The sequence below is a fragment of the Pseudidiomarina indica genome, assembly GCF_900104245.1.
GTDB classification, from domain to species: Bacteria; Pseudomonadota; Gammaproteobacteria; order Enterobacterales; family Alteromonadaceae; genus Pseudidiomarina; species Pseudidiomarina indica.
On the sequence record NZ_FMXN01000003.1, the window covers coordinates 158,057 to 172,965 of the forward strand.

Here is a 14,909-nt window from a genome sequence, read left to right on the forward strand (position 1 = left end):
GTGTGATGCGAATCATACAAGTGGATCAACAGGCCAGATCGGTCGTTAACTTGGTGCTGAGCGCCTCGTTGCTTGTTGCTGCCTTGGTGATACTCTGTTACCGCTTTATCGAGACCAGCCAACTCCAACTCTATCAATCATTTAGTGTTTCTTTCCTAGTAGGGATTGCTGCTATTGGTGCGGCGTTGCTGCTGTTTGATCTGAATAGCAAACGCGAATGGTTGAATCTGGGGTCAAGATGCTTTGCGTTGATCGCGATTGCCGCCGCGGCGGACGGGTTAACGGGCGGTATTTTTGATATCCATGATGCCCAAATCCATCCTGCTCTTTATTACGCCATCGGCATCACAGGTGGCTGGGTTTTCCTCCGCTTAAAATCCGCTTGGGCCGTTCGCCTGCAATCCATCGTGGCGGGATTGGCCGCAATTGCTACGCTGATTATCATCCTGCTGCATTTTAATTACTCCACCCCGTTGCTCGCGCGTCACCCTTCAGGAAGTTTGATTTCGGCATCGCTGCTATTGATTCTATTTGGTGCACTGTGGAATTTAAGTACCGCGGCAGCAAGTGAATTACCGCGTGTTAGTGGATTGACGATGTTACTAGCAATCGGCGGTTTAGTGATTGCAACATCTGCCGGAATCGTTTTATTTCACCACGACATGACGGAAGCCCGCTCACGTGGTGAAGAGGCAGCGAAAGCGCTCGCAGCAAGCCGTTCGGTGTTAGGGCGTGAACAAATGAGTTTGTTGCTGCGAGTAGCGGAGCGTTGGGAGCACTATCCGGCTGGCATTCACGATGACATGATGGAACTCGACATCAAGGCGATATTCCGTGATGTGGCTTATCTTGAGAGCTTAATATTGCGGCGCGGGGATAAATTGGTTTGGGAACGGGCCCGCGCAGAGGATTATCGCTTCCGTGAGCATCTGCTCAATGATGCGTTTATTAATGAGCAGTTTGATGAACACCGTAAGGATGCGGTGCAGATGATGATTGGTTCACATCCAGAACCTGACAAAGGAGCACTCCTGTACGTGCATGTTCCCGTCACATTCGATGCCCAAGATTATGAAAATGGGTATTGGGGAGTGTTCGCGGTGTTAAATATCCCACGCATGTTAGCCAACCAAGTGGCTTTGCGTTCGCCTATCTTTACCTACACTGCCGTGAGTGAAGATTTGTTGCTGGATCAGGCGGGCTTTTGGGTGACACCAGAAACGCTGGATTATTTACAAAATCATGCGCTGTTTCTATACCAAGGGAAAATGGTCACGGAGTATATTATTGACCGCCCGGTCTACTCCTTTATGTATGACTTAACCGATTTACAAGCTCGGGCGCTGTTGCAAATGCTGATCAGCGTTGCGGGGATTATCATCGTGTTGTTTATGGCCTTAACAGTCGAACGCAACCGAGAATTAGTGATTCAAGGGCGGCAGTTAAAATTTCAAGCGGAGCATGATGCGCTCACCGGGCTTTATAATCGCACTACCATTGAAAATGCCATTGCCGATCGCTTCCACCACAAACGCGATTTGACGGTTCTCTTTATCGACTTGGATGGTTTCACCCTGATCAATGATAGCTTGGGGCTCCACGTGGGTGACCGCTTACTTCAAGTGTTGGCGCAACGGCTGACCAAAATTGTCGGTAAGATAGGAACCTTGGCACGGTTTGGTGGCGATGAATTTTTATTCGTCACGGTGAAGATGCATGGCGATGCCGAAGCCGTGGCTCATTTGACCCAAGAAATTCTGCAAGCGGTGGCGCAACCATATCGCATTATGCATCACAAAATTTATCTAACCGCGAGTATTGGCGTTGCTCATCAATCTGCTGAACAACACACGCCGCTTGAATTGATTCAACATGCAGATATGGCCATGCACCAAGCTAAACGCTTAGGGCATAACCACGTCCAAATTTATCAAGATAGTATGAGTTTGCAGCTGAAAGCATCTGCTGTCATGCGCTCTAGTTTGCAAGAGGCCATCGAGCGTAATCAGCTCACCTTGCATTATCAGCCCATTGTCCGCTGTAGTGATAGTGCGACGGTGGGGTATGAAGCGTTATTACGTTGGGAGCGAGAACCGGGCAAGTTTGTTTCCCCCGGCGAGTTTATCCCGCTTGCTGAAATGACCGGTCAAATTATTCCACTGAGTGAGTGGGTATTCCGACGTGCGTGTGAAACTGCGGTACGACTGCAAGAAGCTGAAAGTACCGTGAAGATTGCGGTGAACTTATCCACGTTGCATTTTAATCGCACAGAATTTGCCCCATTCTTGGCGCAAACACTGGCAGAAACTGGGTGTAAGCCAGAGTGGTTAGAGCTGGAATTAACCGAAAGTATTTTAATGGATAATACCGACTACGCCGTTGAAGTATTACAAAAACTGCGCGAACAGAAGATTACCATTGCCATCGATGACTTTGGTACCGGCTTTTCATCCCTGAGTTATTTAAAGAAGTTACCGGTTGATAAAGTGAAAATTGATCGCAGTTTTGTGGCAGGCATTCGCACTCACCGTGCCGACCGAGTGCTGATTGGTTCGGTGATTAAAATTGCGCAGAGCTTGAATTTTGAAGTGGTGGCCGAAGGAATAGAAACGCCGCAACAAGCCGAATTTGTCAGTGAAATGGGCTGTGATTATATGCAGGGGTACTATTTTGGACGCCCTGTTCCCTTCGAGGAATTGTAAAACTCACGTTAATCTCGATTTTTTGGTCTATAAGTTACATACACTTAGCTGGGTAATATACATTATCAAGGCCAAATTATGTCGATACCTATTTTATTAAGTATTGTAATCCTGCTGTGGCTGGTGTTAGTCATTGCAGGTGCATTTGAAGCCATCCAACATCGTCTTCTCCTTCGTAAAATTCCCATTCGGGTGCATGTGAATGGTACCCGCGGTAAAACCAGTGTGACCCGTCTAATCGCCGCAGGACTGCGTGGTGGTGGTATGCGGGTCTGTGCAAAAACTACCGGCTCGGCTGCTGCGATGACAGATCCCGAAGGCCGAGAGTTTCCTATTTACCGCATTAGCGGAGCCAACATTATTGAACAAATGCGGATGCTAAAACGCATGGTCAGCTTACAGCCTGAAGCCGTGGTGATTGAATGCATGGCATTGCAGCCGCAATATCAGAGCTTGTGCGAGTTGCGGATGGTTCGCTCAACCGTTGGTGTGATCACCAATGCACGGGCCGACCATTTAGATGTGATGGGGCCAGGTGAACGCGACGTCGCATTGGCCTTAGCGGGAAGTACGCCAGTGCGTGGCACGCTGTTTACGGCGGAGCGGGATTTAATCGATGTTTTCCAAGAAGCCTGTCAAGACCGCCGAAGCCAGTTGCAAGGTGTCACGGAAGAAGAAGTTGCCGCAATTCCCGATTCAGTGCTCGCTCAATTTAACTATGCGGAGCATGCCGAAAATGTCGCGCTGGCACTAAAAGTGTGCGAGTTCATTGGGGTCGATAGAGCTCGCGCGTTACAAGGCATGATTGCATTGGAACCTGAAACGGGTGCCATGCAGGTGATGCATGTGCGGTACTTTGAACGGGATCTGATTTTTGTGAATGCCTTTGCTGCCAATGATCCTGAATCAACCGGACGAATTTGGGAAACCATGGTAGCGAAACACGGTGCCGGGCGGCGTACTATGATGTTGATTAACTGCCGTGCGGATCGACCGCATCGTTCTGCGCAAATGGCGGAAGCTGTCGTGCAGTGGACCGCGCCGGATAAAGTTGTGGTGATTGGCTCGGGCTCCTTCATTTTTGTGCGAGAAGTAACGAAGCAGGGCTTTGATCCTGACAAAATCATGGTGTTAGAAGGCGCTCAAATGACAGAAATCACGGAAGTATTGCTAGAACAATCGCTCGGCAAAGCGCTGATTGTTGGCATGGGTAATATTCATGGGGGCGGCGAGGATGTCGCTCGCTTTTTCCAAAACCGAGCAATGAATAAGGAAGACGTATGATTGCGCTGAACATTCTTGCGGTGGCCATTGGCATCGGGTTGTTTTTTACATTGCTACTTACCACCACCTTAGGGTTGGCAGCCGGGGGATTAGTCGTTCCCGGTTATGTTGCTCTGCAGTTGACCGACCCGCTGAGTTTATCCCTGACATTATTAGCGGCGTTTGTAACTTACTTGGTGGTAAAAATCGTGGCCAGCTTCGTGATTGTGTATGGCCGTCGGCAAACCATCATTATGATTTTAACCGGTTATATCATTGCCGGTTTACTGGATTTACTGCTGGGACATTTGGTGACCTGGGTTGATCTGCAAATGGTCGCTGGTTCAGATAATGCGCAAGCCCATGTGCAAACTCTTGAGTCTGGGTTCATGATGGCGGTGATGGAAAGCAGCATTATTGGTTACATCATTCCAGGTTTAATCGCTATTTGGTTCGAACGCCAAGGCGTTTTACAAACCTTATGTGGATTGGCGGTGACGGCCGTGTTAGTGCGGTTAGCGTTGATTGCCCTGATGCCTGAATCGCTGCAAATGTATGAAGCCAGCCGAGCCTTTCAAATGCCGGGATGGTAATTGAGCGCAGCAATAAGGAGAGCAATGAAATGAGTCGGTTTACAAAAATTTATTGGCGCTCGTCAGGAGTGCCTTTGTGGGGCCAAGTATTTTTGATTGGCTTGGCGCTCATTGCGTTATTCATGGCGGAGAACTTACGGCAGCGGGACCCCACGGTTGACAGCAATTATGCCACCATGGTGAATGCCGCCAAAACCATGCGTGAAGGCATGGATACCTTAATGCCGCTACGGGCGAGAATCGCCCCGATTAATCCCGAGTTTGATCCGCAGCGAAGTGGCCTCATTGGCTTAGAAAACTCCATCATCACCACGAACCAAGGTGGCCGAGAAGCGAAGCAAACCACCATTAACCCTAATTGGGCAGCAGTGGCAGTCAAATTACTGGCGGACGCGGGCGTCAAAGAAGGGGATCTGGTTGCAGTGACGGTTTCAGGCTCTTTCCCCGCCTTGAACTTAGCAGTGTATGCCGCTATTGAAGCGCTGGGGGCTGATGCCGTGATCATTGCTTCAGCATCGTCTTCGCAATGGGGAGCCAACGTACCACAGTTTGCTTGGCTTGATATGGAGCGTGAACTGCGCCGTGCTGGGGTGATTCGGTTGCAACCCGTTTATGCTTCGATTGGAGGTATTGAAGACCGGGGAGTAGGCATGTCGAGTGAAGGCGTGCAAGCCTTAAAAGAGAGTATTCAGCGAGCGGGAATTCGCTACTTAGAACCTCGAAATTACCAAGAAGCGGTGGCCGATCGGATTGCTATTTTCCGAGAGTATTCGGCGGGACGGAATTATCAAGCCTTTGTGAACGTGGGAGGAGGAGCGACCATCGTAGGGCCGCCAGGAATCGATGATTTATTCCGGTCAGGAATGCAACAAGATGCTCCGGCGCGCGCCTTTGCGGTGGACACGGTGATGGGCTATTTTTTACAGGAAAATATCCCCAGCATTCATTTCTCCGGCGTGAAAAACCTCGCAGAACGTTATGGGCTCCCGATTGCGCCGATTGAGCCTGTTCCAGTTGGCAATGGCGGTATTTATTCGGCGACGGTCTATAACCGATGGTTAGCGATTGTGCTTGGCCTCGCATTATTTGGCATGACGTGGTTGATAGTTCGCTCTGCGCGGATTACAAGTATTTTTGAGCGCGCCGGTCGCCATGGCAATATCACCAAACCCATGGTGTGATCAGCCGTTACTTGAGTCAGTGGTCAGAGGACCTTGCGCACGCCTAGGTGGGCTAGAACTCTGACCAAATTCCCCCCGATTTCTCACCGCTGCCGTCGAAATTTTAGATGGCTCCTCTACGTTTGCTGATCCGACTGTGGTAGATTCGCTTCATGTGTATCAGTTAAATTGATGAAAATCAGTGCTCTATTCGTAGGTAGTAGGCACTCCACAGCGGACTTAAGCATGGCGAAATTTTTAATTGCGGATGATCACCCGTTATTTCGTGAAGCCCTGCAAGGGGCTCTCGCTAACCATTATTCTGATTTACAGTTACGGGAAGCTGAGGATCTCGATAGTACGCTGGTGGCCTTGCAAGAGGACGATGATCTCGATCTGCTCTTGCTTGACCTTCATATGCCAGGGAGTGGTGATTTGTATGGATTAATTCGCATCCGCGAAGACTACCCATTGGTGCCTATTGCCATTATTTCGGGCACTGAAGAGCCAGCGGTGGTGGCCAAATGCATTGGCTTTGGTGCGCTTGGCTTTATTCCTAAATCCTTACCCTCTCTTGAAATTGCTGCTGCAATCGATGTGATTTTGCAGGGCGATACCTGGGTTCCCGCAGAAGTGCGGGGCCGGCTCGCAGAGCTGACCAATGAAGAACAAGAGCTCGCTAAAAAAGTTGCCGATTTAACCCCTCAGCAATATCGCGTGCTGCTGCTGTTGCATGAAGGATTGCTGAATAAACAAATTGCTTATCAACTAAATATCACGGAGGCCACGGTTAAAGCTCATATTACTGCTATCTTTAAAAAGTTAGGGGTTTATAGTCGTACCCAAGCTGTTTTGCTAGTCGAACGGCTGCAGTTAGAGCCCAATAAGAATGATTAAAAATATTTGTGGAATTGTTAACACAATGTGGTAACTTTTAGGAACGACTCATTGGTCAGTCGTTCTTTATTGATTTACAGAACACACAAGGGAAGAGCAATGAAAAAAATAAAAACTGCTCATTGGTCTATGGTGGCAATGGCGGTTGCGGCTGCAACATCCATTTCAACACTCACGGCCCAAGAGATTCAACAGGCGGACCTTTCGACGCTGAAGGCAACTCAAGCGATAGAAAGCAAAGCGGGCAAAAAATATAAAATGACGAATGCTGAACGTCAGCTTCAGCGCCACAATAGCAAGCGTTATATCATTGAATTTGAAGCTCCAGCGGCAGCAGTATACAAAGGCGGCGTGCCGGGGTATGCAGCAACTTCAACTCACGTGACTGGCCAAGAACGACTGGATGTCAAGTCGGCACCGGTCCAGTCTTATACGGCTTATCTGAAACAGCAACAAGAACAAACACTAGGATTGGCCGCTCGCGCAGTGCCAAACATGAGTGTGAAAGCGCAGTTAGCGCTGACATTCAACGGTGCGATTGTTGAATACCAAGGTGACGATTTAATTCAACGCTTAAAAGGCGTGCCAGGAATTAAGTCGGTTTATGAAGATTCCGTGGTTTACACTACCATGGATGCCTCCAATAGCTTGATTAACAGTGATGCTGCATGGCAAGCACTCGGTGGTCAAGATGCTGCAGGTAAAGGCATTAATGTTGCCATTATCGACACCGGGATTGATTTTGAACACCTGATGTTTGCCGACAATGGCCATGATGCGGTCATTGTTGAAACCGAGGCAGGCGAAGATTTTTGTGCCGCCAATGAGGGCATTTGTAACGACAAGATTGCCATTGCCCGCTATTACGATGTGCCGAGCTCGGTTCACCCTGAGGAATTCTTTGATTCCCCGTGGGATATGAACGGTCACGGAACCCACGTGGCAGGAACAGCTGCAGGTAACCCTGTCAGCGTCACCTATAATGGGGTGGCCATGAACATGTCCGGGGTCGCACCAGGAGCAACGTTGTTTGTCTACAAAGCGCTATGGAACACGGCTGATGGTCGTGGTTCTGGTGTAACGTCAGCGTTAGCCGAAGCCTTAGAAGACGCCGCGATGGACGGTGCGCACGTGATCAATAACTCATGGGGTGGCAATGCTGGCGCTCATCCATCAACGAGTCCTTATCAAACGATTATGCAAGCGCTTGATGAAATGGGTGTGGTGACGGTGACTTCAGCCGGTAACTCAGGGCCAGGCGCTCAGACTGTTGGCTGTCCAGGGTGTATTGAAGAAACAATTACCGTAGCGAGTACGCATACGGGCCGTGTTTTTGAAAACTGGCTGGCCGTTGACGGCATGGACCCGATTACAACAGCACCGGGTAACGGTGATTTTGAAATGACCGCTGACATTACCGGTGCCTTGCTTCCTTCTATCAGCATCGATGAAGATAATTTCGAAGGTTGTGCTGCGTTTGAAGAAGGCGCGTTTGCGGGTGGCATTGCAATGATTCCACGGGGCTCCTGTGCTTTTACTGAAAAAGCAAATAATGCCCAAGCTGCAGGTGCGATTGGCCTTATCGTTTATAACAACGTTCCTGTGGAAATGGTCAACATGGCGCTGGATGGGGTGACCTTACCGAGCGTGTTCATTTCCCTTGAGAGTGCAGAAGCTGTTCTTGAAGGATGGGAAGAAGGACTGACCGCGACTATTCAGGCAACCACAAAGGCGATTCGTGACGAACAAGTCGATATGATGTCTGACTTCAGTTCACGTGGTCCAGGTGGTGAATCAAGCTTCTTGAAGCCAGAAATTGCAGCACCAGGTCATAATATCTTGTCAGCAGCCCCGGGTGGCGGCTATCAAACCATGAGTGGTACCTCCATGGCGAGCCCACACGTGGCCGGTGCAGCAGCCTTATTGTTAGCAGCTAACTCTGATTTGTCACCGCAGCAAGTGAAGTCGGTACTGATGACTTCCAGCGTGACTGGCACCAAGAAAGAAGACGCTGAAACCCCGACGGATCCGTTCGATGTGGGCGCAGGTCGTCTTGACTTGGCGAACGCGTTCAACACCGGTCTGGTGGTCGATATTCCATCGTTTGCTCACTCCATGTGTGTGAATGTGTGTGATTTCACCCGTACCTTGACCAACTTAGGGGACGGTGAAACCACGTGGAACGTCACGGTTGAAATGAGCAATCCAGGCGTAACCGTAGAACATCCTGACAGTGTCACTGTTACTGCGGAAGGTGCCGAGTTTGCGCTTTCAATTAACGGTTCTGCTGCAGGTGAAGGTTGGCAGTTTGGTACGGTAACGCTCACTGATACCAGCGGTAATTTCGTGGATGCACGGTTACCGATTGCGGTTTATACCGCTCTTTCAGAAAACTCCAGTGCGTTAGCTGCTGCGGTGACTGAAGGGACTGTTGCTGCCAATGAGGACATGACGTTATCAGTCTATGGCGCCATGGGCTCCGTAGCTGGTGCGGAAGTCACCATTACCGCACAACTCCCGATGGATGAAGTGTTTGAGTTGAATCAGGACTCGATCAGTGTCGTCGAAACCTTATCAACCACCACTGATTTAACATTCGATCCTGACACTCGTACCATCACCTGGACGGGCACCCAAACGGATGAAGCACCAATGAATAATTTGGCACTGGTTGGTTTCCCGTTCGGTGGATTGGGTTTGGATGATTTGGAAGCACAATTTGGTATTACCCATCAGAAAGCCTGTACCGCAGGGTGTGATGAATCCGTCCTCAACCTAACTGTGCCTGGTGTGTGGAAATTTGATGGTGTCGACTATTCAGTGTTGGGTATTTGGAGTAACGGTATTGTCGAAGTGGGTGGGCGTCGTTCACCTTCTACATGGGCTTTACAAGCATTCCCGAACCCGGCTCAGCCGAATGGCGTTGTTGCTCCATTTTGGTCAGATTGGGTCACGCTCGCTGGCGAAGGTGAGCTTCGCTATACTTCAGTGAATTATGGCGGTGATCTCTATGTTATCGTCGAGTGGTATAAGGTTCGTGAGTATGATAGCACCGGCGTTTACGACGGTCCTACGTACACCTTCAACACTTGGTTCCGTATGGAGAGCAATGAGGTTCTGTTCAACTATGTTGACGTGAACACGGGCAAACCAACCGATGACATGCTGGTGATTGGTCAAGAAAGCATGGATGGTACCGTAGGTTTCTTAGCCTATGCGTTTGGCCAAGGCTATTACCCAGCGGATGGCGACGTGATGCTCGCTACCAGTGCAGCAGGTGCCGCGGCGAATGTGTTGATCAGCGTCGATGCGAAAGTAACCAGCTTTGGTGACGTTGCTGGTATGAGCGTGGTCGGCAAACATAGCCGTACAACGGCCATTGATTTGACTGCTGCGATAGGAACTCAGCAACGAGACCTGTTGACGCTCTTGAATATCACTGATGGTAACGTTGATTATGATGGCATCCTGCCGTTAGCGATTAAACCGACCGGTGAGTTAAGCATTGAAATTGTCGAAGGACCAGAACATGGAACCTTGGCAACAGACGGCTTTGTCACCAGCTTTACTCCGAACGAAGCCGGCTGGCTTGGAACGGACAGCTTCACCTACCGTGTGGTTGATGAAGCAGGAGCGGCGTCGACTGAAAACACCGTTGAAATCGCTATTGTTAACACGGCGCCAGCAGTGAAAGTCAATGCGCCAAGTTCGGTAGGTCCTGATGCGACAGTTCGCTTAGACGCGTCTGGCACCACTGATGCAGACGGTGACCAACTGACTTACAGTTGGGCCTTTGCTGGCGGCGTTACGGTGAGTTTGAGCAATGCCAATACGCCAGTTGCAACCTTCACTGCGCCACGTCTGGATGAGGCGGGTCAAGCGAAGTTTGTGTTGACAGTATCGGATGGTCTTGAAACGGTTCAACAAGCTGTGACCGTGAACATTGAGCCGCAAAAATCAAGCGGTGCAATGGGCTGGTTCTTAGTCTTGTTAGCTCTACCGTTAGTATGGTTACGTCGTCGCGCGTAATTGAATTGCTAAGTTAGCCTCAACGGCGATAGGATGATTTCTATCGCCGTTTTTTTTCTGTCTGGGAATAACATGCAGAGGTATCATGATGCTAAATAAACGAACTCAAGGTTTTGTTTTGCTTTGCTGCATTACTGCAGTACTTGGCTGCGTCGATGCTGAGCAGTCGGGTGCAGTGAGCCAAGCGGAAACAAGTGTGACGCTGAATACCGATCAGGAGCGACAAACCCAACTTGCCGCCCTCGACCAACAAATTCGCAGTACTGTGGGGTTTCCACGGGCGAGCGAGTTCAGCCAATGTCGACTGTTGGAAGTTGGCATGCGTGCGTGCGGTGGTCCTGAGTATTACATGGCATACTCCACGCAAGTGACCGATGAAGCGACATTGTTGCAGTTGGTGGAGCAATACAACCGGTTACGACAAGAACATATCGAAGCAACTCAGGAGGTCAGTACCTGTGAGATGATTCCGCGTCCGCAATTGGTCCTTGAAGGAGGCCTGTGTCAGGCCGTCTCAACCAGCTATATGTAATGGCTTAGCCGTGCCGCTCTAAATGTTTGAGCAAGGCCTTTAGAGCGGCCGGTTTTATCGGTTTGGTCAGGAAGTGCAAACCGTAATGACGCGCGCGTTTGCGTACGTCATCGTCGCTCATGGCGGTTACCAGAGCCCCTTGCAAAGGTTGTTGCCAACGTTCGCGTAGCGCTGCGGCTAGGCTGAAACCATCATGCTCATCGTCGCCCAGTTGGTAATCTAGCAGGACGCCTCCGGGCGCTGGATGCCGGCTGGCGTAATCTAACGCTGTTGCGCTGCTGGTAAAGGTTTCAACCGTACACCCCCATTTTTCGAGCAGTGCTCGCAATGCGTTCAGGTTTTCAGCATCATCGTCGACACAGATCACCACCATGCCTGGATGCAGATCAGCGGTGTATTGGTGCGCTTGCTGTTTGGCAACCTGCGCCTCATCACCAATGGGCACTTGAACGGAAAAACAGCTGCCTTTGCCTTCTTGAGTACGCAGTTGCAGTTCACAACCTAATTGCTCACTCATTCGCTTCGCCACACTTAACCCTAATCCGACACCTTCAACACGAGATTGAGAGCCTCGATAGAAGGCATCAAAAATTCGTAGCTGCTGCGCGGCATGAATGCCTGGCCCGGTATCCCACACCGCAATTTTGAGTTCATCACCGCGTGCACGTACACCCAGCAGAACTTTGCCTTGGGGACGGTTGTACTTAATGGCATTGGATAAAAAGTTTTGAATGATCCGACGCAAGTAGGTCGGGTCAGTATAGACCACTCGATTCGGGTAGGGGCGTACCCGCAAGGTGACCCCTTGCTGTTCAGCCATGACACTATATTCTTGGAGCAATGGGTCTAAAATGGTGCTGAGATGAATATTGCGGAAGTTCGGCTTCAGCGCTCCTTGTTCCATTTTCGCAATTTGCAATAAGGTGCTGAGTAGATGTTCGGTGGAAGAAAGTGCCGTATCCAGTTTCCCCAGCAGTTGGACATTGTGGGGATCCATGGTGCTCTCATCCACTGCAGACAGGTACAGACGTGCCGCATTCAATGGCTGGAGAATGTCATGGCTGGCAAGTGCCAAGAACCGAGTTTTAGAAGCATTGGCTTGCTGGGCTGCTTCGGTTGCTTTTTTAAGCTCAATTTCGACCCGTCGTCGCCGTTCTATTTCTTCCGTCAATTCATTATTGATTTCCCGGATTTTTTGCTGGCGCACGTCAATGCGTTGTTCTAAATCGATATTTGCTTCTTGCAATGCTTGCTGCGTTTCCACGTGCTCGGTGATGTCCGTAAATGATGTTACGAAACCACCGTTCGGTAGTGGATTGCCCACCATTTCAATCACTCGGCCATCACCACGGCGTCGAATAAACCGATGGGCAGAGCCCATTTGCATGTAATTTAATCGTTTTTCGACCAGTTCATCGATTTCACCAGGGCCGCATTCACCGCGTTCGGCGTTGAAGCGAATGAGTGTGGCAATGGGCTGACCGGGTTTGACCATGCCTGCGGGATAGTTGAACAGCTCTAAATAGCGTTTATTCCAGGCCACCAAACGTAATTCAGCATCAACGACCGAGATTCCTTGTGCAAGATTCTCGAGCGAGTTAAATAAAATGGCTTGTTGTGTTTTTAATGCCAGGGTGGTGTCGTCGAAGAAGTTCACCACTTCTTCTAAATGCATGCGACGGTCGCGCAGCGCTGCCTCTACGAGAGAACGCGCGGTGGCGGCGCCAAGTACGCTGGTCAGCGCATGTTCGACGTACTCGATAAACGCAGGGGTGGCTAGGGCATGACCAGGAAGCACTCCAGTCGTGGTGTCGTTCGTTGGCGCATCCGGCTCGGTAAAGTAACTCAGCAGTTGATAGGTACGCTGCTCTCCGACAAAGGTTTGCAGCAAGACGATAAGATCAGCATTGGTGGCCTGATGCGGGTACGTCAACAAATGAGCTGTTCCTCGTACTCGTGGTTTAACAAACGCAGTGGCTTGAATGCGATCGATGAGCCGTGGCGGCGATAGCAAGGAAAACACCAGATAGCATGCAAGGTTCACTGCCATACTGATTGCTGTGCCTTGGGTAATAATGCTGGTATCGTCTTGGGGCAGTGCGTTGAACATGGGCAGTGCCACGGTGAATCCCCAAGTTAGTAGACCAGCGATGAGACCGGCGTACACACCGCGCGCATGACCACGACGCCAATAAAGCCCACCCAGCATGGCGGGTAATAAATGAAGCACGACCGAAAATGCGAGTAATCCAATACTCACCAGCGCTGTTTCTGCGGCCCAAAAGTAATAGCATAAGTAGCTAAACAGCATGATCATGCCAATTGTAATACGGCGAATCTTTAGTAAATGAGGGCGAAAATTTACCGGGAGGTGACGTTTCCGCTGTAATAATATCGGCATGATGACATCATTACTGACCATGGTGCTGAGCGTGACCGAGGCAATGATCACCATGGCCGTCGCAGCCGAGAACCCGCCAATAAAAATAAACACAGCCAGCCAGGTTTGATCATGAAGAAGGGGCAACTGCAAGGCGTAGGTATCACCGCTTACGTCACCGCCAAATAATAGCCCGCCGCTAATCGCGATTGGAATAATGGCGGATGCCACCAAAAATAAATACAACGGGAAGCCCCAGCGCGCCGTTTTTAAATGATTCACTTCGGCATTGTCGACCACCAGAACGTGAAACTGGCGCGGTAAGCAAAGAATCACTCCCGCCGCCATTAAGGTCTGCACAATAAAATCAAACTCAAACAAGGTTTGCCAACGCCATTGACTGGCAGAGGCTTCCAGCACATGTTGACTCAAACTGGTGGGGGACAGATCACGAAAAATAAGATAAGCCACCACGGCTGCGGTGACCAAGGCAATGAGTTTCACTGTAGATTCAACCGCAATGGCTAAGATCATGCCGCTTCGGTATTCAGTCACTTCAATATGGCGAGTGCCAAATAACATGGCGAAGACCGCCATGATCACTGCTGCTCCGAGCTCGTTGATTGAAAATTGAGAAAGAGCGGAACTGTCTGCAGTTAAGACCGTAAAAGCTGTGCCCACGGCTTTCAGTTGCAGGGCGATATAGGGAATGGTCGCCAAGGCGGTGATTAAGGTGACGAATAACGCTAAATGGCGCCGCTTGCCATAACGACTCGCAATAAAGTCAGCAATGGAAGTGACGTTTTGTTGCTTAGCGACACTCACTAGTTTTTCTAACAGCGAGTGCCCGAAAATAAATAATAGGAAGGGGCCTAATAAAATAGCTAAAAATGCCCACCCATCCGCTGCTGCATTCCCCACCGCGCCATAATAAGTCCAACTACTGCAATAAATCGCCAATGACATGCTATAGACGAAGGGGCGATAACTAATTTGGTTGGCAAGCGTGTTGGGCTTATCCCCCCAATGGGCCACGGTAAACAGCAGGGCCACATAGGTGAGTGATGCCACTATTAAGAGGAGCGTCATGGCCTATCCGAATCCATTAAGTGAAAGCAATAATGGCTATTATGACATGCTCGGCGGAACATTGATAAAGTTCCTGTGATTAAATACCACTCAATTTAACAGGGTTCTTGACGATACAATCAATAATTTATAACATTTGATATAGGGCGTAGCATCTTGTCAACGCTTAGTTTCGAAAAAAAAACAAAAAAACCTTGTTTTTATGTGTTTACTAGGTTGCCGAGGGGAAAATTTTTGATTAGTATCGAGTACTGATCGATTGGT

8 protein-coding genes are annotated in these 14,909 nt (G+C 49.7%); 7 read left to right on the forward strand and 1 reads right to left on the reverse strand.

The features are described from left to right. Nucleotides 1-5 precede the first annotated feature (5 nt). The 7 genes from BLP64_RS04025 to BLP64_RS04055 all read left to right on the forward strand — a co-directional run bounded on the left by BLP64_RS04025 (nucleotide 6) and on the right by BLP64_RS04055 (nucleotide 11,176). On the forward strand, nucleotides 6-2,702 hold the full coding sequence (locus BLP64_RS04025; protein WP_092591999.1) for a putative bifunctional diguanylate cyclase/phosphodiesterase: 2,697 nt from the start codon (nucleotides 6-8) through the stop codon (nucleotides 2,700-2,702). Between the two features lie 78 nt (nucleotides 2,703-2,780). Further along, a complete protein-coding gene (pgsB, locus tag BLP64_RS04030) occupies nucleotides 2,781-3,986 on the forward strand; it encodes a poly-gamma-glutamate synthase PgsB (protein ID WP_092592001.1) in 1,206 nt (401 codons plus the stop codon). Then, a complete protein-coding gene (gene pgsC / locus BLP64_RS04035) occupies nucleotides 3,983-4,558 on the forward strand; it encodes a poly-gamma-glutamate biosynthesis protein PgsC (protein ID WP_092592003.1) in 576 nt (191 codons plus the stop codon). The genes pgsB and pgsC overlap by 4 nt, the downstream gene beginning before the upstream one ends. A 29-nt stretch (nucleotides 4,559-4,587) precedes the next feature. Next, a complete protein-coding gene (gene pgsW / locus BLP64_RS04040) occupies nucleotides 4,588-5,739 on the forward strand; it encodes a poly-gamma-glutamate system protein (RefSeq protein ID WP_092592005.1) in 1,152 nt (383 codons plus the stop codon). A gap of 225 nt (nucleotides 5,740-5,964) precedes the next feature. Beyond that, nucleotides 5,965-6,615, forward strand: a complete 651-nt coding sequence (locus BLP64_RS04045; protein ID WP_092592007.1) for a response regulator transcription factor — start codon at nucleotides 5,965-5,967, stop codon at nucleotides 6,613-6,615. Between the two features lie 99 nt (nucleotides 6,616-6,714). Then, nucleotides 6,715-10,644, forward strand: a complete 3,930-nt coding sequence (locus tag BLP64_RS10985) for a S8 family serine peptidase (protein WP_092592009.1) — start codon at nucleotides 6,715-6,717, stop codon at nucleotides 10,642-10,644. An 85-nt stretch (nucleotides 10,645-10,729) separates the two neighbouring features. Beyond that, the gene (locus BLP64_RS04055) at nucleotides 10,730-11,176 is read left to right on the forward strand and encodes a hypothetical protein (protein ID WP_092592011.1); all 447 of its coding nucleotides are present in this window, start codon (nucleotides 10,730-10,732) and stop codon (nucleotides 11,174-11,176) included. A gap of 4 nt (nucleotides 11,177-11,180) precedes the next feature. On the opposite strand, the gene BLP64_RS04060 is transcribed toward BLP64_RS04055, so the two are convergent. Next, on the reverse strand, nucleotides 11,181-14,645 hold the full coding sequence (locus BLP64_RS04060) for a PAS domain-containing hybrid sensor histidine kinase/response regulator (RefSeq protein WP_092592013.1): 3,465 nt from the start codon (nucleotides 14,643-14,645) through the stop codon (nucleotides 11,181-11,183). Nucleotides 14,646-14,909: the final 264 nt, after the last annotated feature.

Excerpts from the sequence above, each read along its gene's own strand:
- BLP64_RS04025 (WP_092591999.1), top strand. The coding sequence starts at position 6 with ATGCGAATCATACAAGTGGATCAACAGGCCAGATCGGTCGTTAACTTG.
- BLP64_RS10985 (WP_092592009.1), top strand. The coding sequence starts at position 6,715 with ATGAAAAAAATAAAAACTGCTCATTGGTCTATGGTGGCAATGGCGGTT.
- pgsC (WP_092592003.1), top strand. The coding sequence starts at position 3,983 with ATGATTGCGCTGAACATTCTTGCGGTGGCCATTGGCATCGGGTTGTTT.
- BLP64_RS04045 (WP_092592007.1), top strand. The coding sequence starts at position 5,965 with ATGGCGAAATTTTTAATTGCGGATGATCACCCGTTATTTCGTGAAGCC.
- pgsB (WP_092592001.1), top strand. The coding sequence starts at position 2,781 with ATGTCGATACCTATTTTATTAAGTATTGTAATCCTGCTGTGGCTGGTG.
- BLP64_RS04060 (WP_092592013.1), bottom strand. The coding sequence starts at position 14,645 with ATGACGCTCCTCTTAATAGTGGCATCACTCACCTATGTGGCCCTGCTG.
- pgsW (WP_092592005.1), top strand. The coding sequence starts at position 4,588 with ATGAGTCGGTTTACAAAAATTTATTGGCGCTCGTCAGGAGTGCCTTTG.
- BLP64_RS04055 (WP_092592011.1), top strand. The coding sequence starts at position 10,730 with ATGATGCTAAATAAACGAACTCAAGGTTTTGTTTTGCTTTGCTGCATT.